The organism is Blautia sp. HCP3S3_H10_2 (assembly GCF_052122375.1).
Taxonomy (GTDB): Bacteria; Bacillota; Clostridia; order Lachnospirales; family Lachnospiraceae; genus Blautia_A.
The window spans coordinates 62,247-87,806 of the sequence record NZ_JBQKCL010000013.1 but is presented as its reverse complement, the minus strand read 5'-3'; the positions used below and the strand labels follow the sequence as shown (position 1 = coordinate 87,806).

Here is a 25,560-nt window from a genome sequence, read left to right as displayed (position 1 = left end):
CAGAAACCAGATCTGAATAATTCTGTTTTTTCTTAAATATTTAAGGTCCTTATCCTTCTACATATTAAAAAAACTTACCCCTCCACGATCAGATATTTCCCATCAGGAAGAGCAAATACTTCACTGGCCTCTTCCAGATCTTCTTTGCTCATGCCATCTACATCAGCTCCCATTCCAGACAGATATTTACGGACCTCATCGATAGAATCTGCTACTACAGCCATACAATCTTCCAGGAACTCTTCTGCCTCCTCATAAGTCTCCGCTACCGGTTCATCAAAAAGCTGATCCTGTTTTTCCAGAAATGTCTGGATGCACTCTTCTGAATACATAATTTTTTCCTCCTATTATAAACATTTTAAGCTGCTCTAAAGTATGTTAAAAAAACTTTCTGATTCACTGTGTTATTTCTCGCATTTTGCTTCATAGATATCCAGGATATCTTCCGGAGAATCAGCGAACTCATCTGCCCCATTCTCCTGCAATTCCTCTTTATCCCTGTACCCCCAAAGCACTCCGACAGTGTACATTCCTGCCGCTTTTCCTGTCTGCATGTCAGTACCGGAATCTCCCAGATAAATGCATTCTGCCGGTAAAATACCAAACTGTTCTGCAATTTTCAAAGGACCATCGGGCGCAGGTTTCTTCCGTACCTGTTCACTTTGTCCCATAACTGCATCAAAAAGCTGATTTCCAAACATTCTCTCCACTACCTTTATGGCAGCTTCATGAGGTTTATTGGAGCAGACACCTAGCTTTACTCCTCTTTTTTTCAGCTCGTTCAGTGTTTCTGGCATGCCAGGATAGTGCTGGATTTTATAGAACGGATTTTTATCAAATTCTGTCCTGTATAACGCTCTTGCTTCCTCGTAATGAATCAGCTCTGGATCCCCGGCATCGGCCAGAAGCCTTTTCACAAGCATATCAGCTCCATTTCCGCAATAATATTTATAATTCTCCACCGGCATTGGTTTCAGTCCATATTTTTCCACAACCGCATTTCCAACTACAGCCATGGAGTCTAATGTGTACGCTAACGTCCCATCCAGATCAAAAATACATGCTTTTATCATTTTTTCATTCTCCTTATGTCGACTCCCAATTTCTTTAGTTCATAGACCAGTCTTGCTACCGGAAGACCAACCACATTATTGTAATCTCCACATATTTCTTTTACATATATCCCAAATCTTCCCTGAATGCCATAGCTTCCTGCTTTATCCAATGGTTCCCCTGTATTCACATACTCCTGGAGTTCCTCTTTCGAAACAGGATAAAAATGTACATCTGTCTTTTCATGAAAAGTATAGGGTTTCCAGATGCCATTCTCTTTCAGCAGGATCGTTACGCCTGTATAAACCTGGTGCACTTTGCCCTGAAGCCTTAATAATGTATCCAGAGCGTCCTTTTTATCTACAGGTTTTCCCAGGATTTTCCCTTCATATGAAACGACCGTATCTGCACCTATGATCAGGCATGGAAATTCCTCTTCCCGGATTTTTTCAGAAACTGCTACTGCTTTATCCAATGACAGCTTTTCCACAATTTCTGCCGGCCTGGTCAGATTTGTTCTCTCTTCCCCATCGCTGACAACTACTGAAAAAACTACACCAGCTTTTGCAAGCAGTTCCTTTCTTCGTGGGGAACCTGAAGACAAAACAATTTTCTCCATAATCTCTCCTTTTCTGTCTTAACAGTATAACCCTCCATTTGTAGTGGTGCAATGATTTTTTTCTTTTCTTTTTGTCTTAAAAGTATTACAATAAGAACAACTCCAGTCTGCCTTCTCCGGGCAGATGGAAAATACTGAAAGGAGCAGACAATATGGCAAAAATAAACAAATATTGGGGCATGGTTGCACTTGGTGCGGTAACTGCTGCGGCAGCCGGCGCCGTAGCTGCTGCATTTGCAAAACGAAGAGCGCTTGAAGAAGCAGCTGACCTGGAAGAAGATTTTGAAGATGAGCAGGAAACAAACCAGCAGTCTGAAGAAAAAGAGAGTCGTGAAGATTTCGTATCCTGGGAGGCAACTTCCGATGAAAGTGATTTTTGCGAAGATTCTTCTGATGACCAGGAAGAAATTAGTGCGCCCAAAGAAACTGCTGGCGATAGCGAAGAAACAGATGCTGATACAACTGATGCAGACAGTGTAGATACTGCCCTTGAAGAAGCAGAAAAAGTTGCCGATGCGTTTGAAGAAGACCTCGCAGAAGCCGAGAAACAGCAGGATGAAGAGGAAGCTTCCATTCATATCGACTAATTAGATTTTACTCAAAAAGTACAAAAAATCCCATAAAAAAGTCCATGGCATAGGATTTCATTTCCTATTCGCCATGGACTTTTTATATAAATCATGCTTTTGGAAGTTTAAAGGAGCTCTTAAGGGAAACAATACGGTTAAATACCGGTGCTCCTTCCTTTGAATCGTGAATATCCGCACAATAGAAGCCATTTCTTACAAACTGATAGCTGTCCAGGCCCTTAGCCTTAAGAAGCTCTGGCTCAACATAAGCAGAAGTTTCTACAAGGGAGTTCGGATTCAGGTTCAGCTCACCTGTTTCTTTATCGTAAACACCTTTTTCTTCATCAACGATATTCTCATAAAGTCGTACCGGAACCTTACCTGCATTGGATGCTTCAACCCAATGAATAGTTCCCTTTACCTTACGGCCGTCTGGTGCATTGCCGCCTTTGGTCTCTGGATCATAAGTACAATGTACGACTTTAACAGTTCCATCGTCATCAGCCTCATATCCGGTACAGGTAACAAAATATGCATTCATGAGACGTACCTCTGTGCCAAGGAAAAGACGTTTATATTTCTTAGGCGGCTCAACCATAAAGTCTTCTCTTTCGATATAAAGTTCCTTTCCAAATGGTACTTTTCTGGTTCCAAGTGCTTCATTCTCCATATTATTCGGTGCATCCAGATATTCAATCTGTCCTTCCGGATAATTGTCAATGACCAGCTTGATCGGATCCAGAACTGCCATATAACGAGGTGCTTTTAATTTAAGATCCTCACGGATACAATATTCAAGCATTGCATAATCTACAGAGCTGTCAGCTTTGGATACTCCACAAAGCTCTACAAATTTCTGAATGGATTCCGGCGTATAGCCACGACGTCTCAGACCAGAGATGGACACCAGTCTCGGATCATCCCAGCCATCAACGATTCCAGTCTCTACCAGCTTCTTAATATAACGTTTACCAGTTACCACATTTGTAAGATAAAGCTTGGCAAACTCGATCTGTTTCGGAGGATGTGGATATTCCAGTTCCCTTACCACCCAGTCGTAAAGCGGTCTGTGATCTTCAAACTCCAGAGTACAGATAGAATGCGTAATTCCCTCGATTGCATCCTCGATCGGATGGGCAAAATCATACATTGGATAAATACACCAGGTATCACCAGTTCTATGATGACTTACATGGGCTACTCGATAGATAACCGGATCACGCATGTTCATGTTCGGAGACGCCATATCGATCTTCGCTCTCAGAACTTTCTCACCGTCCGCATATTTGCCCTCTTTCATTTCCTCGAAAAGCTGAAGATTCTCCTCCACGCTTCTGTTTCTGTATGGGCTTTCTTTTCCAGGCTCTTTTAATGTTCCACGGTATTCTCTGATCTGGTCAGCGGTCAGATCACATACATAAGCTTTGCCCTTTTTAATAAGCTTCACTGCAGCTTCATACATCTGTCCGAAATAATCAGAAGCAAAGAACAATCTGTCTTCCCAGTCAGCGCCCAGCCATTTAATATCTGCTTTAATAGATTCTACAAACTCTGATTTCTCTTTCGTCGGGTTTGTATCATCAAAGCGCATATTAAATTTACCATTATATTCTTTTGCCAGTCCTGCATTTAAAAGGATTGACTTTGCATGTCCTATATGAAGATAGCCATTTGGCTCTGGCGGGAAACGTGTATGAACGGTATCATAAACTCCTTCTGCCAGGTCTTTATCAATAATATTCTCAATAAAATTTTTGGAAACCTTTTCGTTCTCCATGGTTCTCCCTCCTGAAATCAACTCTTTTATAACAAAAATATCACTATTTTTAATCTCGGTTGATTTATCTTATCATAAATAGGTACATTTTAAAAGTTTTTCTTATAAAAAACTTGATTTTTATACCATATTATGAGAAAATACATTTTTGTTATAAAAAAAGTCCCTGATTTATAATCAAGGACTTAAAAGCTGATGACGGGAATCGAACCCGTGACCTCCGCCTTACCAAGGCGACGCTCTACCGACTGAGCCACATCAGCACTCTTGTGCTTCGGCGTTTCTGCCGCTCACAGTTGATTATATTACCAGAAGCCAGCTCTATTGTCAACAGTTATTTTCATATTTTCAAAAATATTTTTCAAAATATTTTCAAAGCCATATTTTTCAATACTTTTTTAATTTTTTTAAAAATATAAACAAATCAGGTGAATCATTTTAAAGCTCTGCTGTCCCAAACTTTTTAATTCAGCACAGCAGAGCATTTTATTACTTCCTGGAAACAACCACATTTCTCACAAAATCAGTATCTGTGAGAAAACGGTCGCTCTTTTTCTTGTTCGTAAACACAGCCGCACCATTGTGGTTTGCTGCAAGATCGAATTCCACTTCATTTTCCTTTACAGTTCCATTTACCACCTGATCAATTTTCTCAAGTTCATAACGTACCGTTTTTTCTTCCTCGACCTTGTAATGTCCTGCCGGAATGGTAAAGACAATTCTCTTGCTTACATCAGCTCTTGTATCTGTATTTTCTTTTGTAAATTCTATAATATCTGTATAAATATGTTCTTCTCCATCCAGATCTGTTCCTTTCACAGTAAATGTAAACACTGGATTTCCCTGTGCCCAGACGATCTCGTCCCCATGCAATACCTTATCCACAGAAATCGTTACCATTTTCACATCAGACAATGAGAATTTCTGTATTTCCGGTATATTTTTTATAACACATTTTACAGCCTCTCCTTTTTTGTATCCCGAAGGAGCACTAAGCTCTGTCAGTACATATTCCCCTGCTGTCAGCTTATTGATTCTATGTGCCGTTTCTTCTGACTCCCAGGTATCTATCACATTGCCACTTGCATCTGTAAGCTGCAAAACTGCACCTGCTATCGTTTTTCCCGTAGCTTTATCTGTTTTAAGGAACTCCACCTTTGTGTAAGTATTTTCAATCACAATTGTGTGCCCATTTTCATTTTCCACAAGACCATTTTCATCTACTGTAAATTCATGAAAGGTTTCATCTGCTACATAACCATCTGGTGTATTTGTTTCCTGAAATAGGTAAGTTCCAGGCACAAGTCCTCTTATCTCAATAAAACCGTCCTTATCTGTAATATAGCTTTTTCCTGTATCCTGTGTTTTTGTCTTTTCCCACAGAAGAAAACCTACCCCACCAATTCCTTCCTGTGGTTTTCCATTCTCCTGCTGTGAGATTTTCTTTATGCGGATGTACGTCTCTTCGTCTTGGAATATTACTGTTTTCTCTGGCTCTTCTTTTCTTATCCCAACAGTAGACGGAATCTCATTAAGCGTATATCCAGCAGGTGGTTTTATTTCTTTCACAAGATAATTTCCAAGATAAAGACTTCCAGATACCCCTCTTCCATCTGCACCAGTTGTAACTGTATCAGCCACTTCTCCAGATTTGAGTAAAATATTTCCAGCAGATGACCGGATATTCTCTGCTGCTATAATCTGAAACACACCGTTTTTCAGATTTTTCTGGTTCCGATCTGTTTTACATATGGTAATGCTGCCCATCGGTGTTTTTTCTTTTATGATCACCTGGGTCTTTTCTGTGTTTTTTGATGTAGATGATGGGACGCCTCCTATCCATCCAAAACTGCTGGTTGCAATATTATATATGTGGGCTTCCAATATGTCCGGATCTGGATTTGCAACATAGTATTCCTGTAAACTGCAATTACTTTTCAGTCCTACTCTTAGTAATAACCGGATGCTTTTACCGTAACAGTTTTCTGGCATATTTCCAGTTGAGGTAAGAGCAATTGTAGAATCATTGACAGTCACTGCCCATTCTGTACTATTTCCTCCAGCCGGGCCAAAAGACGCCAGCATATTCTGGTCTTCATATACTTTAGCTTCTTTCAGTTCAAAACAATTCTCCAGATCATCCTGTATTTTAAAATTTACTATTTTCCACTCTCTTCTATTGGAAGGAATTTTCTGTATAATTTCAAATACCGTTTCGAACTCTCTGCCCTGGAATTCTGTGGTGCTTACTCTTTGTCCATCACTAAGAATCCATTTTTCAGGATTATCCGGTTCAATTCGGTTAATGCTTGCCCTGTCAGCAACTGTATTTGAAGTAAGTGTAGTTTCCTGTGTATCTCCTTTGTGTCTGGTAGTAACCGTAAACCTGTTGGTCACTGCATAAGATGCCACCGTTCCGTTATAACTACAGGACAGCTGTTCCGGCACCATTTTAACATTTACGATCACATCATAACTCTTTCCATAAAAAGATCTATCCCCAAGCGCTGCATCTGTTGCCTTTAACACGATTTTCTTTCCAGTTACAGTTACCGCAAACCGCCCGTCAGCACGTGCCTGTCCATTTTCATAAACAAGTATGGAATCACTTGTCTTTTCCACTCCTGCCGGCAATGTATCTGCTATTTCCAGTTTTGACAGATAGCCGCCAAATTCGTTATCAGGTACTGCTATACTCATTTTATATTGGTAAATGCTGTCTGGCCCCGGCAGAAGTAAATCCGTCTTCCAGATTCCTTCCTTTGGATTTGCTGTATATTTTTTCACCTCTCCACTTTTTATTCTGTTCTTTGTCTTTATACAGCTGGTAGTCACCTCATTGGACCAACTTTTTCCTTCCTGCCCGCTTTTATGTTTGCAGGTAATAGATGCTTTATTTTTTACTGTATACTGATAGGTATCTCCGTTATAAGCCGGAGTTATTTCCGTAGGATCCATTTTTACTTTTATCTGGAACTCATATGTTTTTCCATAAAAATCAGCGGACGCCAACGCAGCTGGTGTTGCCTCAAAATTCAATACGTCTCCACTTGTAGAAATGTTAAACCACGAACTCACATCTGTTTCTGAGGGCAGCATCTTCACCGCTGCATAACCACTGTAATCCACACCTGCCGGTAACGTATCTGTAACTTTACAAATGCTGTAATAATATGCAGAATGCTCTTCTGGCACATCTGTCTGTATCGTATAAAAATATTCAGAAGTACTGCTTGGAAGACTATTGGTATCTCCCTGTGCCAAAAGGTCATTTCCCGTTTTTTTCACTAATTCAGGATATTCAACCGGTCCATATCCCTTCGCATCCCAATTAAGTCCGGCTGAAGTTTTGCAGGTTCCTGTTTTTATGTCCTCAAATGTTTTTTGAATCCTGGACGCAGTTTCTATAGAATGTGAACCATAGCCAGGCCTTAAAATAGCCAGATAAAATCCTGATGAATTATCCAGTTCATAAACAACTGTATTTTCCGGTACCTCTCCCTGCACTTCCGGCGCAGGCGCAGTCAGCACTTCATACTCTTTTGAAAAAAGAGTCTTCTTTTCCACATTTACCACAGAATTTTTTGTAGCATAACGATGTCCTATCGTACCATTTTGAAGTTTGATGCCAAACCTCTGATAAAGATCAATATCCAGCCATCTAAAACGGTAATTCCCTGTTACAGGTGTCCTTGTTCCGCTTTTTACAATATCTATTTTAATCTCCTGCGCAGCAAGTTCATCCTTAAACAATATCCACAGATCATTTGCATCACTGACGCCAAGCATCGGATATATTCCGGTTATTTTTTCCCCGGTATAATCATATGTATAATCCTGGTAGTTGGTACAGGTCATAAACAGATCCAGCTTCGTATTCGTCTTCTTGTCATATCCCACATTGCTGATCCTGAAACCAAATTTTCTCTTTGCATTGTTATTTAGCGGTACATAATAGGGGCCATTTACATCTGAATTTTTTCTTACCCCGGCAATTACATCACTTCCTGCACTGCTCCATCTGTTGACTTTTGTATCTGCATTCCAGCCAAGTCTCGTGTATTTGCTGCTAAAATAAGATTGCCCTATTGTAACAGGTGTAAAACCTCCACTTCCATTTTTTACAGGAGAGCCTTCCTGCACATAATCTTCAGGCGCAATATACGTATCGATCAGACTATCTGTCTCAGCTTCAATCTCCTCTGAACCGACTTCCAAATCCTGAAAATCAGCACGAAAGCCATCATCTTCCTTGGAGTCTTCAGCGGAAAAGAACTCTTTCTCCGGGTTTTCCTCTGTTTCCTCTGGAAACAGAGTATTTCCACCTGGTACTGTCCATTCATCAAAATCTTCCGTCAAATTTTCTTCCTCATGCAGATTTTCTTCTGACTCATCCATTCCTTCCTTGGATTGCATTGTATCTTCTTGTATTATATCTTCTTGCATCGTATTTTTCAGTATCGTTTTCCCGGCGTCTATTGTTTCTTCCTCTTCAATGTTTTCTCCCTGTCCAATTTCCTCCTGTGCCCCAATTGCAAGACCTGGATAGGACATTGCCATTGGCACAGCCAGCATTACCGCCAATATGGCATTTCTCATTTTCCGGTATTTCATCCTATCCTTCCTCCTTTTGATCCACATCACTCTGTCTAAGATACTCCTGGTAAACTTCCTTCATTGTTTTACTGCTGTCCTGCTTCTGTATCACGCTTGCTATAACCGGTACATTATAACTTTTTTCTGTATCCAGTTCTCCTTCCAGATATGGCACCATCACAATCTCCTGAAACAATGGAACAGTAGCTTCTCCTGGTTTTAGTACGCTTTTATAGCCATAAATGTATTTTCTGTTTCCCTCAACCCCCTCTTTCGATAACAAAGTCCATTTCGTTTCATCTGCCTGAAATATAAACAGCTCCCTGTTTTCTTTCTGTGTCTTTTTTCCGGTAACCGTATCCAGAACCAAAATACTCTGCATCGGAATATTTACTTCCAGAAAAACATTTGCATCGTTTTCTCCTGTATTTTGAACCACCGGGTCTTTCTTCAGCTTCTGTCCCGGATAAGCCCTAAGCGCCAGTGCAGCATCCCAGTTTGCTTCTATGAGCTGTGCTTTCACAGAGCCTGCTGTAAATACATTTTTAACCTCATTTACAGATTTACTTAAATATGCAGCTGTTCCTCCTGCTGAGATTAAAATTCCCATTGCACCAGCTGCCACCAGCAGATATTTCTTTCTTTTCACCCAGACTCACTCTCCTTTTTTATAGCTTCACCTCCAGACATTTCTGTACAAAAAGAAAATGCCAGCAAGAAAAATAAAACTGCTGCTTTTCCTCTTCCACTTCCCAGAAATTTTAATATATAGCCTGCAAACGGAACATAAAAAATTACTGTTCCGCATACATTTTTCCATTTTACAGGCTGTATATCCTGGCTATCATTCGCATCTCCTTTTGTAATAAAAAACTGCTTTTCTTTATTATTTTCCACAACACGATGCGTGATCATTGTCTCTCCCTTGTCTGCAGTAAATGTTATTACTTCTCCCTTTTCAATCGCCTCAGGAGCCTTTTTCTTTATATACACTGCACTACCTACCGGAAGGGCTGGCATCATGCTTCCGGAAGCAACCACATAACACTTCATTCCATACAACTGTGGAAAAGAAAGAACGATCAGTATCACCACAATCATCATCGTTATGAATTTTCCCAGCACCCTTACCAGGCTTATGAATTTCATGTGTTTCTTTCCTTTCTACACTGTTTTCTTCCAATCATGATCATAGCGACCAGTGCCGCAAACAGTGCGAACCATTTTCCCACAATTCTCGTTTCATCCCCTGTTTTCGGGCTTGAAGATGCCGTTGCATAGATTTCTGGTTCTTTTCCAGTTGTATTATTTCTGCCATTTTGGCTTTCCCCTGTATCTTCCCGGGAAGTTTCCATACCAGAACTGCTTTGTTCCTTATGGGAATCACCAGCTTCACCTTGAGCAGAAAATACCCATTTCACTTTTCCCAGAAGTTCCTCATATTCATTATCCATGTTTTCATCTACAGATAATTTCACCACAAGATTTCTCCCCTGACCAGGACCAAATATTCCAAGATCAATATCTTTTTTCATATTCCAGCCAGTTCCTGTAAGATTTCCATCCACAGAACCCTGATAAAGCACTTTTCCATTCTCCCGGATCTCTATAATCCCATATCTGCTCAAAAGCTGCTGAATCTGTTCCAGATTGTTTTGATCCTGCTTTGTTGGCTCCGCGCGCAGATACATACGAATCGTATTATCCGAAGTATTCGAAAGCCGTATGGTCTGACTTCGTGAACACCCAGGCTGTAAATTTTTAAAATTGGCAAACAGATCCGTCGATTCACCTCCGATCGTAAGCCTGTGATTCTGATCAAACACAACACTTGTCACTGTCTCACAGGTGCAGGGCTGATACCGGATTCCCAGATCCTTTTCCTCTTTTCCCCATATATTTTTCATTTCCCCGCCTTCTGCCTGAATGCTTTCCAGATTTACAATAATCCTCGCTTCTTTATTTTTATAACGGTTATCCGCTTTTTCAGACAGATAATAGCTGTCCATCAAAGGTTTCTCTGTACTTTTCCCGGCACGAAGCACATCTTTATAATACCAGTATCCATCATCCTCATATTTCCATAAATCCGTATTATAATGGATTTCGATCATCTCAGGATCCAATCCAGGCTCCTCTGCAAACCCACCTGCATCGCTACTATTTCCAAAGGTTCTTCTAATTTTTACCCTGACAAAGGAATCCACATCTCCTTCATTTTTTATATAGACCTCCTTTACCACTTTCTGACCTGGATCTACATGATCTGGTCTGTTGTAGTTCTCATCTATAGAATTTTTGTAGGATGTCATGGACAAAAGATTGATGGCATATTCCGAAACATTCCAGGCTGCCAGTGCACTGCCTGCTGCAAATAAGATCCCTGCGAGCACCGTTATGAAGATCCATGGAAATTTATGATTCTTCATAATACCTCTTCCTTTCTGATCAGTTCTCGTTGCTACGGTCTACTTCCTGCAAAGTACCTCCTTTAATTTCTTCATCCAGCATACGATATGCTTCTGACTGGGTTGCAAATCCTTTACTCTGAATTGCCTGGGCTGTTACCTTAAGCTGGTAATTGCCAACTTTTTGCATTTCAGTCTGATTCCAGTCTGTAGGAATTACAATATTGGTAAACAAAGTAGATTCCTCTCCAATATTGAAAATCCCGTTTCCTTTTTCTCCCATATAATTAAAAACAAGTCTGGATGCAGTTGAACGGGTTGTATCCTTTACCCATAAAGGATTTACCATAGGATATGCAGCAAGCTGGGCGAGATTATAACCAGGAATGTGATCCTGAATAAGTCCTGTTCCTGTTCCATCTTTCTTGTCGTAACTTCCATTAAACGTCTTATCGAAATAAATGGTTTTATAAATAAGATTCAGAGCCTGACTATCTGCAACCGGAGCTCCCTGACTATCCAGAATATCAATAGACATTCTTACGTAACATGGCTCGTCTCCATTCTTACCGGAAGTAATATTTTTCACTGTTGGATTCTTATAAACAGTGTAGCCTGGATACATATTTTTTCCATCCTTTTCTTCTGGATCCCAGCTTGTTTCTTTCAAGCCGATATCCAGATCTCCTGTTGTAAATACATTCGTCTGTACGGAATTCTCTGTAAAGTATGCCATTGTATTTCCAATTCCAAATAACATGGCACATGAAATGGCTCCGGCAAATAAAATATTTCTTTTCTTTCTGCTAATTTTCATTTTTCATTTCCTTTCTATCCTTCAAAGTTAAACAGTCCTGCTTCATAGGCATTTTTCGGGTTATCCAGTCCAAAAAATGCTTCTCCTGTCATCTGTTGGAGAACCTGTCCTGAAATTTTAATGTCCACGCCTCCTATTTCCTGTATCCAGGCCTGTCTTTTGTTATTCACAGTTTCATCCACCTGCACGTTTGTAAACAATGGCACTGTAGTCTCCTGCTTACCAGCCAGGCTTCTTTTCAGTATTTCTGAATAATAAAAGCACTGCACAGGATCTGCCCCCGACTGACCTTCAAACCGCACCCAGTCACCTTTTGCCTTGTCATCACTGTTATAATCCAGGGTATATACTTGTGCTACTTTCTCCATGTCCTGCCGGCTTAAGATTTTCCCCCTCTTGCTTTTGTCCTGACATTGTTCTGAATAAACAAATTCACATTTCAAAGCTACCAGTTCATTCAGATCCAGTTCTGAAGTATTGGTTACCTGAGGATCCTTTGGAATTACAACTCCGGGAACTGTGAGAAGCGCCTTTTCAGCTTCCCAGGATGGCTCTTTAAGCTGCGCATCCAACCCCTTTTCCCCAGCAAATACAAGCTGATTGATATTTTGGCTGCTATCATTCATATATGCCAGCGTACTGCCAGCACCTGCAACAAAGCAAAGGCCTGATAAGATTGCTATTGCCGCTTTCTTTTTTCTCATAAGGACCTCCTTACAATTCTGCAAAAGCCTCTTCCGGTGACAGAAAACCTTCTGCCTGGACAGACTCTTCGTACACAAGAATATCAAACGGTATCATATTTTCTTTTTTTATCGTATTTTTTATAACAATATTATCAAAAACTGTTTCTGTTTTTTCTCCTGGAAGTACTTTTTTCTGATAATAATAATATTCATCTTTTCCAGTTTTCCAACTGCTGTTAATGAGCAGCGGGTCGCATTGCTCCTGTGCAGCCCGGTCACTGAATGTTACTTTTACCCTTACATATACCGGAATCGCCGAGTCATTTACGATACAAGGCTTTTTCTTTATCACCGTACCAGGAGCCGGATCCTCAGGGGGATCAAAATCTTCTTCGATATGGGTATTGTTTCCTACTGCTTTTATCTGGTTGACAGCTTCCTTTCGGTCAATCAGGTAAGCATAGACCATAGAACCTGTCATTCCCGCAGTGAGACAGCATACAAGTGCAAATATCATCCATCTTTTTCTCATGGATCATTCACAGCAGGTCTCTGTCCTGCCGCCTCCTTTCTATATGTTCTTCCTGCATGCAAAGCAATACTGTAACTATGTTGCAATAAACCGCTTTACAATGCACCAAAAATCAGCACAATGGAATCACCTCCTTTAAAATTCAATAAATAATGAAATCAATTAGGGAATTGGCGGATACGTTGCACCGACGAAATGAGTCGCATTTTGGAGATTGAATCTGAAAAGTCACAGAATATCTTAGAATAAGAATTAAGAAATTTCACAAAGCAATATCAGACATTATGGCACATGTCTTCTATCTGTATTAAACAATTTTAATATTTCAATTTGATTTTTAAAATAGTAATATGGATTTTAATAACTGAATTAACATTTAAGAATTATAGATGAAATTGACGCGTCATTTCTGACGTATTGATTAATTGATATGATATCATGTTTTCCGGAAAAGTCAATACAGGAAATCTTAAAGAATTATAAATTTTGAACTCCACCGTTTTCATGCTCCCTATGACAATCTGAAGCGTGTCACTTAAGAAATATTCTCTCAGACACGCTCCAGCACTTCACGGATCTTAGCCCGGATTCTCTGCAGGGCATTGTCAATAGACTTTGGCGATTTCTTTAAAATCCTGCCGATTTCCACATATCCCTTTCCCTTCAGATACAGATCCAGCACCTGATTTTCCATGGGACTGAGATAATCCGAAATTTTCTGCCTTAGATCCTGGGTTGTTTCCTGGTCAATGATGATGGCCTCCGGATTTTCCACACTGAGTTCCCAGATCGGACTGTTTTCATCCTCCTGATTCAGGGACACGTAGGAATTCAGCGGAAGATGTTTCTGCCGGTTGGAATTCTGGATCGCGCTATAAATCTGACGGTCTATGCACATTCTTGCAAACGTAGCAAAGGACGCCTCTTTATCTGGCAAAAAATCACGCACAGCCTTAAACAGCCCGATCATGCCTTCCTGGATCAGATCATCAGTATCTCCCCCGATGAGAAACATGGCCCGGGCTTTCTGGCGCACCAGGCCTTTATATTTCTCCATGAGATAATCCTCAATGGCTGTCTCTCCATCCCGCAGACGTGCGATCAGTTCTTCATCACTTATATTATCGAACTTTCCCATAGTTCCTCCGGATCTTATTTCATTCTCTGGCGGACTACCTCATAGGCAAGAATGCCTGCTGCCACAGACGCATTCAGGGAATCAATATCACCCTTCATTGGAATGGCTGCTACAAAGTCACATTTTTTCTTTACAAGACGGCTGACGCCCTCTCCCTCATTTCCAATCACCACACCCATCGGTCCGGTAAGGTTCAGGTTATACATCAGCTCTCCGCCCATATCGGCACATACAAACCACATGCCTTCTTTTTTCAGTTCTTCAATGGTCTGGCCCAGATTCGATACTTTCGCAACAGGTGTATAATTCAGCGCTCCTGCAGATGTTTTGGCAACTGTGGAAGTAAGTCCTACCGCATGACGCTTGGGAATGATCACCCCGTGGGCACCTGCAAGGTTTGCTGTACGGATGATCGCACCCAGATTATGAGGATCTTCAATATCATCAAGCAGGAAAATAAAAGGAGCCTCCCCCTTTTCCTTTGCTTTATCCAGAATATCCTCCACAGTGGAATACTCATAAGCAGCTACCTGTGCGATAACCCCCTGGTGGGCACCAGTCTCACTTAACTGATCCAGACGTTCTTTCTGTACAAAATTAATGATCGTATCTTTTTTTCTCGCTTCCCGGATGATTGTCCGCACGGGACCATCCTGGCATCTGTCCAGGACAAAAAGCTTATCCACACATTTTCCTGAACGGAATGCCTCTAAAACCGCATTTCTTCCTTCAATCTGCTCGCTCATCTGCAGCCTCCTGTTATTTATTGTTCCACATAATTGTAATTTATAACAATATTACCCTTTTATAAATTTTCTTCTGGGATTCCTTTTCTTACCAGTTCCACGATCCGGGAATGATCCTCTTTCAGATACAGATATCCCATCAATGCCTCAAATCCTGTCGCCCTGCGGTAGTCAGCCATTGTGGCATGCTTGGCCATTGTGGGGGAATGGGCATTTCTCCCCCTTTTATAAACGGCAAGCTCTTCCTCTGTGAGAACAGGCTCCAGAAGCTCCATCATTTTCGACTGTGCCCCTGCCTTTACCAGGCTGCTGGCCTTCTTATGAAGCTGGTTCACCGGGCAGTTGCCCTTTTTTACAAGGACAGTCCGGATCACCAGTTCATAAACTCCATCTCCGATATACGCCAGTGTTAATGGAGAATAGGTACGCAGATCCCTGTCTTTTAGTCCAAACAGTTCTTTTAATTCACTTAAGCCCGTTTCCATTTTACTCCTTCACGTGTATCCTTAAGAACAATTCCTTTCGCAAGGAGTTCATCACGGATTTCGTCTGCTCTGGCGAAATTCTTCGCCTTTCTTGCTTCCTGGCGCTCTGCGATCAGATCTTCAATCTCTTTGTCAAGGATTTCTTCTTTCTTTACAGCCACAAGGCCAAGTACGTCACACAGCTTCACAAGGATTTCAAGAAGTCCTTCTGCAAATTCTGCGCTGCTGTCTTCTGTCACATTTGTATTGGCAAATTTAACCAGCTCAAATACAGCTGCAAGTGCATCAGCTGTGTTAAAATCATCTTCCATTGCCTCTTCAAATTTCTTTACATAGCCATCTGCTTCTGTAAGAAGAGCCTTCTCTGCCTCTGTCATCTGGGCAATGGCTGCTTTCTCTTTACGGTCTTTCAGACGTCCTGCTGCCTCTGTGATTCTCTCCAGGGCATTCTTGGAGGATTCCATAAGGTCTGCACTGAAATTCAACGGACTTCTGTAGTGTGCATTAAGCATGAAGAAACGAAGCACCTGCAGATCGTACTGCTGGCTGATTTCACGCACAGTGCGGAAATTTCCAAGGGACTTGGACATTTTACGGTTATCAATGTTCAGAAATGCGTTGTGCATCCAGTATCTTGCAAAAGTTTTGTCATTGCAGCACTCACTCTGCGCGATCTCATTCTCATGGTGTGGGAAAATCAGATCCTCTCCGCCTGCATGAATATCGATTTCTTCCCCGAGATATTTCTTTGACATAACGGAGCACTCAATGTGCCAGCCAGGACGACCGTCGCACCATGGAGAAGTCCAGTATGGCTCTCCTTCTTTCTTTGGTTTCCACAATACGAAATCCAGCGGATCTTCCTTCTGATCCTCACCGGAAACCTGAAGTGCACGGAAACCGGACTGGAGATCATCCAGGTTCTTGTGGGAAAGCTTTCCATATTCCTTAAATTTCTTAACACGGAAATATACAGTACCATCTGCAACTGCATAAGCATAGCCCTTATCCATAAGAGTCTGGATCATGCTGATCATGCCATCGATTTCCTGTGTTGCCTGAGGATGTGTGGTAGCAGGTTTTACATTCATTCCTGCCATGTCTTTTTTGCATTCTTCAATATATCTGGTGGAAACTTCCTCAGCGGAAACGCCTTCTTCAATTGCTTTTTTGATGATCTTGTCATCTACATCTGTAAAGTTGGATACATAATTGACTTCATATCCTTTATATTCCAGATAACGGCGGACTGTATCAAAAATGATCATCGGACGTGCGTTTCCAATATGGATCAGATTATATACAGTAGGTCCGCAGACATACATTTTTACCTTTCCCTCTTCCAGCGGTACAAATTCCTCTTTCTGACGGGTCAGTGTATTAAAAATCTTCATTGTATTTCTCCCTCCGGTCAGTAATTATTATTTCCTGGTAACTGTTCTAAGTCAGTTACATTTCTTGTATAAAAGGCAGACAGCCTGGGATGCGATTCCTTCTTCCCTTCCGGTAAAACCAAGCTTCTCTTCTGTGGTTGCCTTGATGTTCAGCTGAGCCGGATCCATGTGAAGCGCAGTGGCTATATTCTCTTTCATCTGGGGAATATGAGGCGCCATCTTCGGCTTCTGTGCAATGATCACTGCATCAATATTGCCCACACCGTATCCTTTTTCATCCAGAAGAGCTGCTACATGCTCCAGAAGCTTCACACTGGAAATCCCTTCGTATGCCGGATCTGTATCCGGAAAATGCTGTCCGATATCCCCAAGAGCTGCTGCTCCCAGAAGAGCATCCATAATGGCATGGATCAGTACATCTGCATCTGAATGTCCCAGCAGGCCTTTTTCCCATGGGATCTTCACTCCGCCGAGAATCAGCTCTCTGTTCTCTGTCAGTCTGTGTACATCATATCCCATTCCAACTCTCATAAGGTTTTCCACATTTTATCCCTGCCTTTCTTTTCTAAAGGGAATTTTCGTATAGAGCGAAAAATCCCCATGCTATCGTTGGCTATTATACATGATTTCAAACTAAAAAGCAATCCACTTGGGATTTAATCTCCCACAAAAAAGGCCCTCCGTTTCTTCCGGAAGGCCTGACTGTACCATAAATACAGAAAGATTATTCAGCTTCTGCGATTACCTCAACTTCGCAAAGAACGTTCTTCGGCAAAGTCTTGACTGCAACGCAGGAACGTGCTGGTTTATTTACGAAATATTTCGCATAGACTTCATTAAACTTGGCGAAATCCCCCATATCAGCAAGGAAACAGGTGGTCTTAACAGTCTTCTCATAGCTGCTTCCAGCTTCCTTCAGTACTTCACCAAGGTTCTTCATAACCTGCTCTGCCTGGGTCTCAATGGTATCTCCATTGATCTCGCCTGTTGCAGGATCTACCGGAATCTGTCCGGATGTAAATACTACTCCATTTAAGATCATTGCCTGTGAATATGGTCCGATTGCAGCTGGTGCCTTATCTGTATGAACTACTTTCATGATATAAATCTCCTTTCGTGACTGCTTTCATCTTCTCTCAAACACACTCTATCGCGAAAAAATGTCAGTGTCAAGCAATATTTTTGTATCTATTTACGTTTCTCTTTACCAGTTTAAATAATAATAAGTCAGTGCGGAAATCTTCCGGATATTGGATACTGCATCCGCTTCTTTTCCAGCATTCTCAGACATTACACATAAAATATAATCGGTTCTGTCCCCATACACGATTGCGATGTCATGCTGGTTTTTGTCATTTTCCCCTGTTTTATTGGCGACCTGGACAGATTCTTTAAGTGCTCCCGGAATCTTGATTCTTGTGTCCTGGTTCAGAAGTAAAGACAGCATCTGTCCGGAAGCATCCTGGCTTACACATTCCCCACGGTAGATCTGCTCCAGTAACGTACCACAATCCTCTACTGAGGTGCTGTTACTGCTCCCTAGTCCTACAGGCTCCGTTGCCGACGGCGCAAGAGTATGCAGAACTGCGGTTTCTTTGTAGCCCTGCTGGCGGAGATACCGGTTAATTGCCCTTGCCCCTGCATTAAACTGGCTGGAGCCGGTCTGCAGCCTCACCATTTCATTAAAGGATTCATTGTCACTGTAGGTCACCATATTTTCCATCAGACGGTACAATTGATTGCCCACTGTATCGCTTGCAGGATCTGCCTTCAAAAGCACTCCTTCATTTTCCTTCAACTCTTCCATATTCTCATAACTGGCAGCCATTGTAAACGCTTTGATCAGACTGGCAGAAGTCATTGCATGGTCATTGATGGAAAATTTCTTCCCGCTTTCCAGATCTTTTACATAAATGCTCCAATCCCCTTCCAGGCTCTCTGTCAGGGATTCCAGCGCCTTTTTCAGGTTTTGGATTCCAGGACTGGTTAATTCTTTGATTTTTCCGTTATTTTGAACAGTCAGACCTTCCGCTGTAGTCCCCTCCCCTGATAATGCACCCGTCTGCTCATCAAAGTAATAATAGCCCCAAAAGAACTTTCTTCCAACCCGTTTCTTCTCAATATAATGAATACCGCCCTCTTTGCATATATGACCGTTTCCATCCACATAATAATAACCATTTAACGTGGTTCCATCTACAACAGAATTCTCAAAATACTGCATTTCCTGTTCCTTGGCATATACAGTTGTCTCCCCTGTAAAAAAAGGCCAGATTCCATTTGAACCACCGGCAGATGCGATTCCTCCAAAAGCAATCCATACCGCAATCCGGAAAAGCCATCTGTTTTTTTTGCTTTTTATCATCTCAATCTCCTTTTTGTTAAAGGAAGTATAACCTGTTTTCCTTTTTCGTGCAAGTGACTGCAGGAATGCTTTTTTCAGACAGACGGCACCCCTGCCCAGAATTTCTTCAGATCGTCTTCCACTGTTGCCAGGGTACATTGCTTCCTGTCATTCCATTCCACAGGAAAAAGTCCGCTGTATTCCCTTTGCCGAAACCTCTCATCCAGAAGCAGAATCACTCCATGGTCCTCTTTTGTACGGATCACTCTTCCTGCTGCCTGCAGCACTTTGTTCATACCAGGATAACGGTATGCGTAGTCAAACCCATTTTCCCCGTTTTCATCATAAAAGGAACGAAGAATTTCTCTCTCATTTCCAAGCTGGGGCAATCCGGTTCCAACTAGAACCGCACCGATCAGTTTTTCTCCCAGAAGGTCGATTCCCTCTGAAAAAATGCCTCCCATAATGCAAAATGCCACTAAGGAGTCCTGTTTTTGTTCAAATTCCAAAAGAAATTCTTCCCGTTCTTTCTCATTCATAGAACTGCTCTGACAGATACAGCGCACCCAGTTTACAGAAAACTCCTCTTCATAAACAGCATAGACTTCCTCCAGCATTTTGTAAGAGGGAAAAAACACCATATAGTTTCCTTTTCTCTGCCACACAGTCTTCGCTATATATGCGGCAATTTTCCGGTACTCTTCATATCCACGTCGGCTGTACAGGGAACTTACATCACCAGCGTGTAAAATACAACGGTTTTTCTGTGAAAAAGGGGATTCCACATAAATACCATAATCATCCTTCCGATTACTGAGCAGTTTCCTGTAATACCCCATAGGAAGCAGGGTGGCAGAAAAAAATACGGCACTGCGTCCCTTTTTCAGATATTCCCCAAGATTTACAGCCGGATTTACGCAAAACAGCTTCAGGCGGAATTTCCCATCTTCCCCGTTTTCCGCATAGACCACATAGTTCTCGTCCACCAGCTCTGCAATATTTAAAAAATTACGCACATCAAAATAGAACTGCTTTACCTCATCCTCCAGCTCCACATCTTTATGTTCCTCCAGAAAGGTATCAAACTCTCCCTGAATCTTCAAAACAGTCATTGTAATAGAACCAGTGCCTGGTAAAACACGGTAATTTCGGCACTCCTCCTGCAATTCCTTCAGCTGATTGCCAAGCTTCCCAAGAGATCGGTACAGACGTGACGCCTTCTCTTTCATCGCTTTTCTTACCAGAACCACATCTTCCCTGGTAAGGGAGGCACTGTACATCTCTCTTCCCCGCTCTGCCAGATTATGGGCTTCATCGATCAGGAAAATATAGTCCTCACCTGTTCCTTCCCCGAAAAAGCGTTTCAGATGCACCGTAGGATCAAACACATAATTATAGTCACAGATTACCCCATCTACCCACAAAGCCAGATCCAGACACATTTCAAAAGGACATACCTGCCATTTCATGGCATGCTCCCGGATGGTCTCCCTGTCATATCTGCTCTTTGTTGTCCACAGCTCATAAACTGCATCGTTCACTCTGTCAAAATGGCCCCTGGCATAGGGACAATATCCCGGGTCACATCTGGTTTCATCCATAAAGCACAGCTTTTCTTTGGCAGTTATAGTCACCACTTTATATTTCATACCCTTTTCCCGAAGCACTTCAAAAGCCTCCTGGGCTACTGTCCGGGTGATGGTCTTTGCAGTCAGATAAAAAATCGTACTGCCTTTCCCCTCACCGACTGCCCGCACTGCCGGAAAAATCGTGGACATGGTCTTTCCCACACCAGTGGGCGCCTGAATAAAGATCTGACGGCCTACACTGATCGCATGGTAGACGCTGCTGACCATCTTGCGCTGTCCTTCACGGTAAGAAAACGGGAATTCCAGATTCTTCAGAGACTGATTTCGCTCTTCTTTCCACCTTTTCTGATAACTGAGCCATTTGTGGTATTCATCCAGCAGCTTCTGGTACCATTCTTCCAGTTCTTTCATGGAGATCATTTCCCGGAACCGTTTCACCACCTCTGTATCCAGATTTGCATAGGTCATCTGGATCCCGATCTGGGACAGCCCTTCCTGCATGCCATAAATGTACCCGTAACACATTGCCTGGGCCTTATGCACCTTTACCGGCTCTAAAAGCAGCTCTACATTCCCGTAGATTCCCTTGATCTCATCGATCCAGACCTCGCCTTCTTCTTCGAAGATTCCATCCGCCCGTCCTTCAGTTGTGATGCTAAGATCCTCATAACAGGTTTCCATTTTCAGCGAAACCTCTGCCCTGTAACCGCTTCCCATCTGTTTCTGAAGCTTTCTGTGCAGCCTGCTGCCTTTTAACATGGCCTCTTTGTCCATAGTACCTCTACGGCTGTCAAGATCACCACTTTGTAAAATAAATTCCACCAGATTTCTAACTGAAATACGTGTTACAGGGTTGTCCATTCCACTTTTACCGCCTTTTTCATACACTCTGAGCTGTTATCATCTGTCAGCTCATCCATATATTTTACAAGAAAAGCCATAAATCAGCCGCTTTCATATGGCGTCCATATACAAAGCAAATGACTTATGGCTTATTATATTATATCTGTGTCAGTACAAAAATATCATAAATTGCTTTTACCGCATTTTCAAAATCACGGTTCTCCACACCGATGATAATATTCAGCTCGCTGGAGCCCTGGTCGATCATCTTAACATTTACATTTGCATGTGCAAGTGCAGAGAAGATTCTTCCTGCTGTACCACGGGTAGACTTCATTCCACGGCCAACAACTGCGATCAGTGCCAGATCGGATTCCATTTCCACGAAATCCGGCTGTACCAGGCGGTGGATTCCTGCAATTACCTGCTGCTCTTTCTCCTCAAACTCATCCTGATGGACATATACGGTCATAGTATCGATACCGGATGGAACATGCTCAAAGCTGATTCCCTGGTCCTCAAATACCTGAAGCACCTTCCTGCCAAATCCGATCTCGCTGTTCATCATGGATTTCTCAATGTTAATAGAACAGAAGCCCTTCTTACCTGCAATACCAGTGATGGTATATTTCGGTTTGCGGCAGGTACTCTCCACAATGAAGGTTCCCTTGTCTTCCGGACGGTTGGTATTGCGGATATTGATCGGAATTCCCTCTTTTCTTACAGGGAAAATCGCATCCTCATGAAGCACAGTGGCTCCCATATAAGAAAGCTCGCGGAGTTCCCGGTATGTGATGGTCTCGATCACAGCCGGATCTTTCACGATTCGTGGGTCTATTACCAGGAAACCGGATACATCTGTCCAGTTCTCATACATATCAGCACGGATGGCCTTCGCCACCAGGGAACCAGTCACATCAGAGCCACCTCTGGAAAAAGTGGTAACGGTTCCATCCTCTTTCGCTCCATAGAAGCCCGGGACAACTGCGTTCTCACATTTGGAAAGTCTCTTATTCAGAAGCTTGTCTGTCTTCTCCGGATCAAGATTTCCATTTTTGTCAAAACGGATCACATCTGCTGCATCTACAAATTCATAGCCAAGATAAGCGGCCATCACCTTACCGTTCAGATATTCTCCACGGGAAGCTGCATAGTCTCTGCCAATCTGGGCTTTAAAATTCTCTTTGATCACCTGAAAATCCTCTTCCAGGGAAAAAGTAAGGCCAAGACCCTTGATGATCTCATAATATCTGGATTTGATCTCCTCCAGGATTCCTTCGAAATCTCCGCCATTTCCAGCTGCATCATAACAGCTATATAAAAGGTCTGTAACCTTGGTATCTCCATCAAATCTCTTACCAGGGGCAGAAGGAACTACAAAACGTCTGCTTTCTTCGCTTCTGATAATATCTCCGACTTTCTCAAACTGCTCCGCATTTGCAAGGGAGCTTCCGCCAAACTTTACTACTTTTTTCATAATCTATGTGCTCCTCAAAAAACTTTTTCTTCATTTTATGAAAAAAACCGACTTTTTGCAAGAGTTTTTTCGATTTCTTCCACATCGGTCACCTGCAGCTTCTCCCCATCCACTTTAAAATGAATATCCTGGTTTCCAAAGGACATTCCGTATTTTCTGCCTGGATCTTTCTGGTATCCGGGTCTTGGATCATTGGCAAGAACTGCCAGAAGTGCCTCTCTTTTCTCCTTGGGAACCTTTTTTAACAGGTTTTCCGGAAAATCCACTATCAACGTGTGGTTCCGGATCCGGTCTGTAAATCCCCCTGATGCCTGTGGATGGCTGTCCACATAGGCAAGATAAGGCTTTATATCATAAATAGGCGTTCCATCCATAAGATCAGCCCCGGATATGTGAAGAACCGGGCCATCGCTTTTGGTAAATTCCACGCTTTCCAGTTTTACGCTGGAAAGACCGATGGGATTGGGGCGAAATGGGGATCTTGTGGCAAAAACTCCCTTTCTTATATTCCCTCCAAGCCTGGGAGGACGTACCGTAGGCGACCATTCCTTGCGCACCGCCTGGGAGAACTCCCAGATCAGCCAGATATGAGTATATTCCTCCAGCCCCCGAAACGCTTCCTGATTACGGTATTCCGGTTCAAATATAATATCTGCCTTTAGCTGCTGTATTCTGCCGCTCTGGTGGGGAATTCCAAATTTGGTAGGAAAATCGCTTCTTATATGGGCGATCACTTTCATTTCCATTTCTTATGCTCCCCCTTCTTTTATATGGTTCCTTATAAATTCACAGATATCATCTGCTGCCATTTTATTTATATTTTTCTGCTGATTCTCCCGCATCTTATCAGAAGCCTGCGCATCATAAAGCAAACGGATTCCTGCCTGCACCTGCCCTTTCACAGTTCTTGCGGAAACACTCATGCCCAGCTTTCCGAAAAATTTGCGGTTGGCAGTTTCACAGCCTGGAATGGGGTCCGTATGAACCATGGGAATCCCTGCCACGGCTCCCTCTGTGGAGGTCAGGCCTCCTGGTTTGGTGAACAAGACATCACAGGCTTTCATATAAAGATTCATCTGAGTGGTAAATCCCAGTATTCTGGCACGTTTCTCACTTCCAAAAGCTTTTTTCAGCTGGTTTTCTACCTTTGTATTGCTTCCACAAATGATGATCAGCTCTTCCTCTTTGGTAGCTTTCAGAAGACACTCTACCATTTTCTTCATATCGCCGGCTCCCATACTTCCGCCAGCTACCAGGATATACTTTTTTACAGGGGAAAGTGAAAGCTTCTCTCTTGCTGCTTCTTTGGAAATTTCCCTTCTGCAGATCCTGGATACTGGAATTCCAAGCGGAACCAGTTTTTCCTTGGGAAGTCCTCTTCGCACACATGGTTTTATCAGGCTTTCATGAGGTGCAATATAATAATCCACATCTGTTTCTTCCCAGAACGGAATGCAGGTATAGTCTGTCATCACAGCCAGTGTAAGGGGCAGCTTCATGCCCTTACGTTTCATATAAGTAATGGTTTCTGCCGGATAGAGATGTGGCATGACCAGTACGTCTACCGGATTTTCTTTCAGATACTGGTTCAGATATTTGGCCATACGGCCATTCACATAATATACCGGGGATTTCTTCACCAGCTTACTGACCAGCATTCCAAGCTTATATACAAGCCCGAAAAGCTTCGGTGTTTTCTTAACGATCTGTACATATCCGTCTCCCACAAGTCTGGATACCCCCTCACCTGCAAGAGTAAGATAATCCATCACATAAGCCTCATCCCCCTGCCAGGTCATGGCTTCTGCAATGGCTCTTCCTGCGGAATTATGCCCTCCCCCTGTATTACAGGATAAAATCAAAGCTTTCATTGGACTCTCCACTTCTTTCCATCTGCACCTTCTGCTTCCTTTGCAGATTCTACATGCTTATACACTACCACCAGGGAAATAATAAGGATTCCAAGCCGCACAGCACTTTCCCAGTCTGTAAAAAAAGAAGTCAGGCAAAAGCTGCCAAATGTGACTACGCTTCTTTTCAGATGGGATTTCACCGGAACTACCAGAGAAAAGAAAATATAAAATCCAGCTAGTACAAGTGCTGGTGTCCACCATGGATAAAGTCCCAGAAGTACACCAAAGCTTACCGCGATTCCTTTTCCTCCTTTTCCCTTATGGAAAATGGAAAACGCATGCCCAAGAACCGGGGCCATGAGCACGCCTGCAAAAAGCAGGGAATCCCTGCCGGTCCGTAAAGAACAGAAATATACCGGCAGGAATCCCTTTAAAAGTTCTGCCAGAAGAACCAGAATCCCGCAGCCTGCCCCGCAAGATACAAAAGCATTAAAGGTTCCAGGATTTCCATCCTCTGACACTTCCCTGATATCAATATGTTTCCAGATTCTCGGGATTTCGTAGGCAAACAAAATGCTTCCCAGAAGAAACCCGCTTATCATATAAAACAGATAAATTTTTTCCACGCTTTTCC

The 25,560-nt window shown here is 42.4% G+C and carries 24 protein-coding genes and 1 tRNA gene; 1 reads left to right on the top strand and 24 read right to left on the bottom strand.

Going from position 1 to position 25,560, the window contains the following annotated elements; all coding sequences use genetic code 11:
- Window positions 1–74 precede the first annotated feature (74 nt).
- The 3 genes from ACTQWB_RS14145 to ACTQWB_RS14135 form a co-directional block, all read right to left on the bottom strand.
- Window positions 75–332: a glyoxalase gene (locus ACTQWB_RS14145; RefSeq protein WP_441502689.1), complete on the bottom strand. Its 258-nt coding sequence runs from the start codon at window positions 330–332 to the stop codon at window positions 75–77.
- A gap of 72 nt (window positions 333–404) precedes the next feature.
- Window positions 405–1,073, bottom strand: coding sequence for an HAD family hydrolase (locus tag ACTQWB_RS14140; protein WP_441502688.1), 669 nt, complete (start codon window positions 1,071–1,073; stop codon window positions 405–407).
- Window positions 1,070–1,672 carry a Maf family protein gene (locus tag ACTQWB_RS14135; RefSeq protein ID WP_441502687.1) on the bottom strand — a complete coding sequence of 201 codons (603 nt, stop codon included), beginning with the start codon at window positions 1,670–1,672 and terminating at the stop codon, window positions 1,070–1,072. Before ACTQWB_RS14135 ends, ACTQWB_RS14140 begins: the two co-directional genes overlap by 4 nt.
- A gap of 152 nt (window positions 1,673–1,824) precedes the next feature.
- Here ACTQWB_RS14135 and ACTQWB_RS14130 point away from each other — a divergent pair, with 152 nt between their 5' ends.
- Window positions 1,825–2,259, top strand: a complete 435-nt coding sequence (locus ACTQWB_RS14130) for a hypothetical protein (protein WP_441502686.1) — start codon at window positions 1,825–1,827, stop codon at window positions 2,257–2,259.
- Window positions 2,260–2,350: 91 nt separating this feature from the next.
- On the opposite strand, the gene ACTQWB_RS14125 is transcribed toward ACTQWB_RS14130, so the two are convergent.
- From ACTQWB_RS14125 to ACTQWB_RS14025, 21 genes are all read right to left on the bottom strand, one after another.
- Window positions 2,351–4,018 (bottom strand): glutamine--tRNA ligase/YqeY domain fusion protein, encoded by a 1,668-nt coding sequence (locus tag ACTQWB_RS14125; RefSeq protein WP_441502685.1) that lies wholly within the window; start codon window positions 4,016–4,018, stop codon window positions 2,351–2,353.
- Between the two features lie 190 nt (window positions 4,019–4,208).
- A tRNA-Thr gene (locus ACTQWB_RS14120) sits at window positions 4,209–4,281 on the bottom strand.
- Between the two features lie 226 nt (window positions 4,282–4,507).
- A complete protein-coding gene (locus tag ACTQWB_RS14115; RefSeq protein ID WP_441502684.1) occupies window positions 4,508–8,632 on the bottom strand; it encodes a SpaA isopeptide-forming pilin-related protein in 4,125 nt (1,374 codons plus the stop codon).
- A gap of 1 nt (window position 8,633) precedes the next feature.
- Window positions 8,634–9,263: a SipW-dependent-type signal peptide-containing protein gene (locus ACTQWB_RS14110; RefSeq protein WP_441502683.1), complete on the bottom strand. Its 630-nt coding sequence runs from the start codon at window positions 9,261–9,263 to the stop codon at window positions 8,634–8,636.
- Complete coding sequence (locus ACTQWB_RS14105; protein ID WP_441502682.1) at window positions 9,260–9,763, bottom strand: signal peptidase I; 504 nt, start codon at window positions 9,761–9,763, stop codon at window positions 9,260–9,262. Before ACTQWB_RS14105 ends, ACTQWB_RS14110 begins: the two co-directional genes overlap by 4 nt.
- A complete protein-coding gene (locus ACTQWB_RS14100; protein WP_441502681.1) occupies window positions 9,760–11,043 on the bottom strand; it encodes a hypothetical protein in 1,284 nt (427 codons plus the stop codon). The genes ACTQWB_RS14105 and ACTQWB_RS14100 overlap by 4 nt, the downstream gene beginning before the upstream one ends.
- Before the next feature lie 19 nt (window positions 11,044–11,062).
- Window positions 11,063–11,839, bottom strand: a complete 777-nt coding sequence (locus ACTQWB_RS14095; protein WP_441502680.1) for a TasA family protein — start codon at window positions 11,837–11,839, stop codon at window positions 11,063–11,065.
- A gap of 14 nt (window positions 11,840–11,853) precedes the next feature.
- Entirely contained in the window at window positions 11,854–12,543 is a 690-nt protein-coding gene (locus tag ACTQWB_RS14090) for a hypothetical protein (RefSeq protein ID WP_441502679.1), read from the bottom strand.
- Window positions 12,544–12,553: 10 nt separating this feature from the next.
- Window positions 12,554–13,042, bottom strand: coding sequence for a hypothetical protein (locus ACTQWB_RS14085; protein ID WP_441502678.1), 489 nt, complete (start codon window positions 13,040–13,042; stop codon window positions 12,554–12,556).
- 565 nt (window positions 13,043–13,607) lie between these two features.
- Window positions 13,608–14,195, bottom strand: coding sequence for an RNA polymerase sporulation sigma factor SigH (sigH, locus tag ACTQWB_RS14080; protein ID WP_441502677.1), 588 nt, complete (start codon window positions 14,193–14,195; stop codon window positions 13,608–13,610).
- 14 nt (window positions 14,196–14,209) lie between these two features.
- The gene (gene rlmB / locus ACTQWB_RS14075) at window positions 14,210–14,941 is read right to left on the bottom strand and encodes a 23S rRNA (guanosine(2251)-2'-O)-methyltransferase RlmB (protein WP_441502676.1); all 732 of its coding nucleotides are present in this window, start codon (window positions 14,939–14,941) and stop codon (window positions 14,210–14,212) included.
- A gap of 59 nt (window positions 14,942–15,000) precedes the next feature.
- The gene (locus ACTQWB_RS14070; protein WP_441502675.1) at window positions 15,001–15,426 is read right to left on the bottom strand and encodes a Mini-ribonuclease 3; all 426 of its coding nucleotides are present in this window, start codon (window positions 15,424–15,426) and stop codon (window positions 15,001–15,003) included.
- The gene (gene cysS, locus ACTQWB_RS14065) at window positions 15,411–16,820 is read right to left on the bottom strand and encodes a cysteine--tRNA ligase (RefSeq protein WP_441502674.1); all 1,410 of its coding nucleotides are present in this window, start codon (window positions 16,818–16,820) and stop codon (window positions 15,411–15,413) included. Before cysS ends, ACTQWB_RS14070 begins: the two co-directional genes overlap by 16 nt.
- Before the next feature lie 51 nt (window positions 16,821–16,871).
- Entirely contained in the window at window positions 16,872–17,351 is a 480-nt protein-coding gene (gene ispF, locus ACTQWB_RS14060) for a 2-C-methyl-D-erythritol 2,4-cyclodiphosphate synthase (RefSeq protein ID WP_441502715.1), read from the bottom strand.
- Between the two features lie 193 nt (window positions 17,352–17,544).
- Window positions 17,545–17,919 (bottom strand): RidA family protein, encoded by a 375-nt coding sequence (locus tag ACTQWB_RS14055; protein ID WP_441502673.1) that lies wholly within the window; start codon window positions 17,917–17,919, stop codon window positions 17,545–17,547.
- A 105-nt stretch (window positions 17,920–18,024) separates the two neighbouring features.
- Window positions 18,025–19,185, bottom strand: coding sequence for a serine hydrolase (locus ACTQWB_RS14050; RefSeq protein ID WP_441502672.1), 1,161 nt, complete (start codon window positions 19,183–19,185; stop codon window positions 18,025–18,027).
- A 74-nt stretch (window positions 19,186–19,259) separates the two neighbouring features.
- Complete coding sequence (locus tag ACTQWB_RS14045) at window positions 19,260–21,614, bottom strand: ATP-dependent DNA helicase (protein ID WP_441502671.1); 2,355 nt, start codon at window positions 21,612–21,614, stop codon at window positions 19,260–19,262.
- A gap of 139 nt (window positions 21,615–21,753) precedes the next feature.
- The gene (locus ACTQWB_RS14040; RefSeq protein WP_441502670.1) at window positions 21,754–23,073 is read right to left on the bottom strand and encodes an aspartate kinase; all 1,320 of its coding nucleotides are present in this window, start codon (window positions 23,071–23,073) and stop codon (window positions 21,754–21,756) included.
- Between the two features lie 35 nt (window positions 23,074–23,108).
- Window positions 23,109–23,819, bottom strand: a complete 711-nt coding sequence (gene tsaA, locus ACTQWB_RS14035; RefSeq protein ID WP_441502669.1) for a tRNA (N6-threonylcarbamoyladenosine(37)-N6)-methyltransferase TrmO — start codon at window positions 23,817–23,819, stop codon at window positions 23,109–23,111.
- A gap of 3 nt (window positions 23,820–23,822) precedes the next feature.
- The gene (locus ACTQWB_RS14030; RefSeq protein ID WP_441502668.1) at window positions 23,823–24,944 is read right to left on the bottom strand and encodes an MGDG synthase family glycosyltransferase; all 1,122 of its coding nucleotides are present in this window, start codon (window positions 24,942–24,944) and stop codon (window positions 23,823–23,825) included.
- Window positions 24,941–25,552: a glycerol-3-phosphate acyltransferase gene (locus tag ACTQWB_RS14025; RefSeq protein ID WP_441502667.1), complete on the bottom strand. Its 612-nt coding sequence runs from the start codon at window positions 25,550–25,552 to the stop codon at window positions 24,941–24,943. Before ACTQWB_RS14025 ends, ACTQWB_RS14030 begins: the two co-directional genes overlap by 4 nt.
- Between the last annotated feature and the right edge of the window lie 8 nt (window positions 25,553–25,560).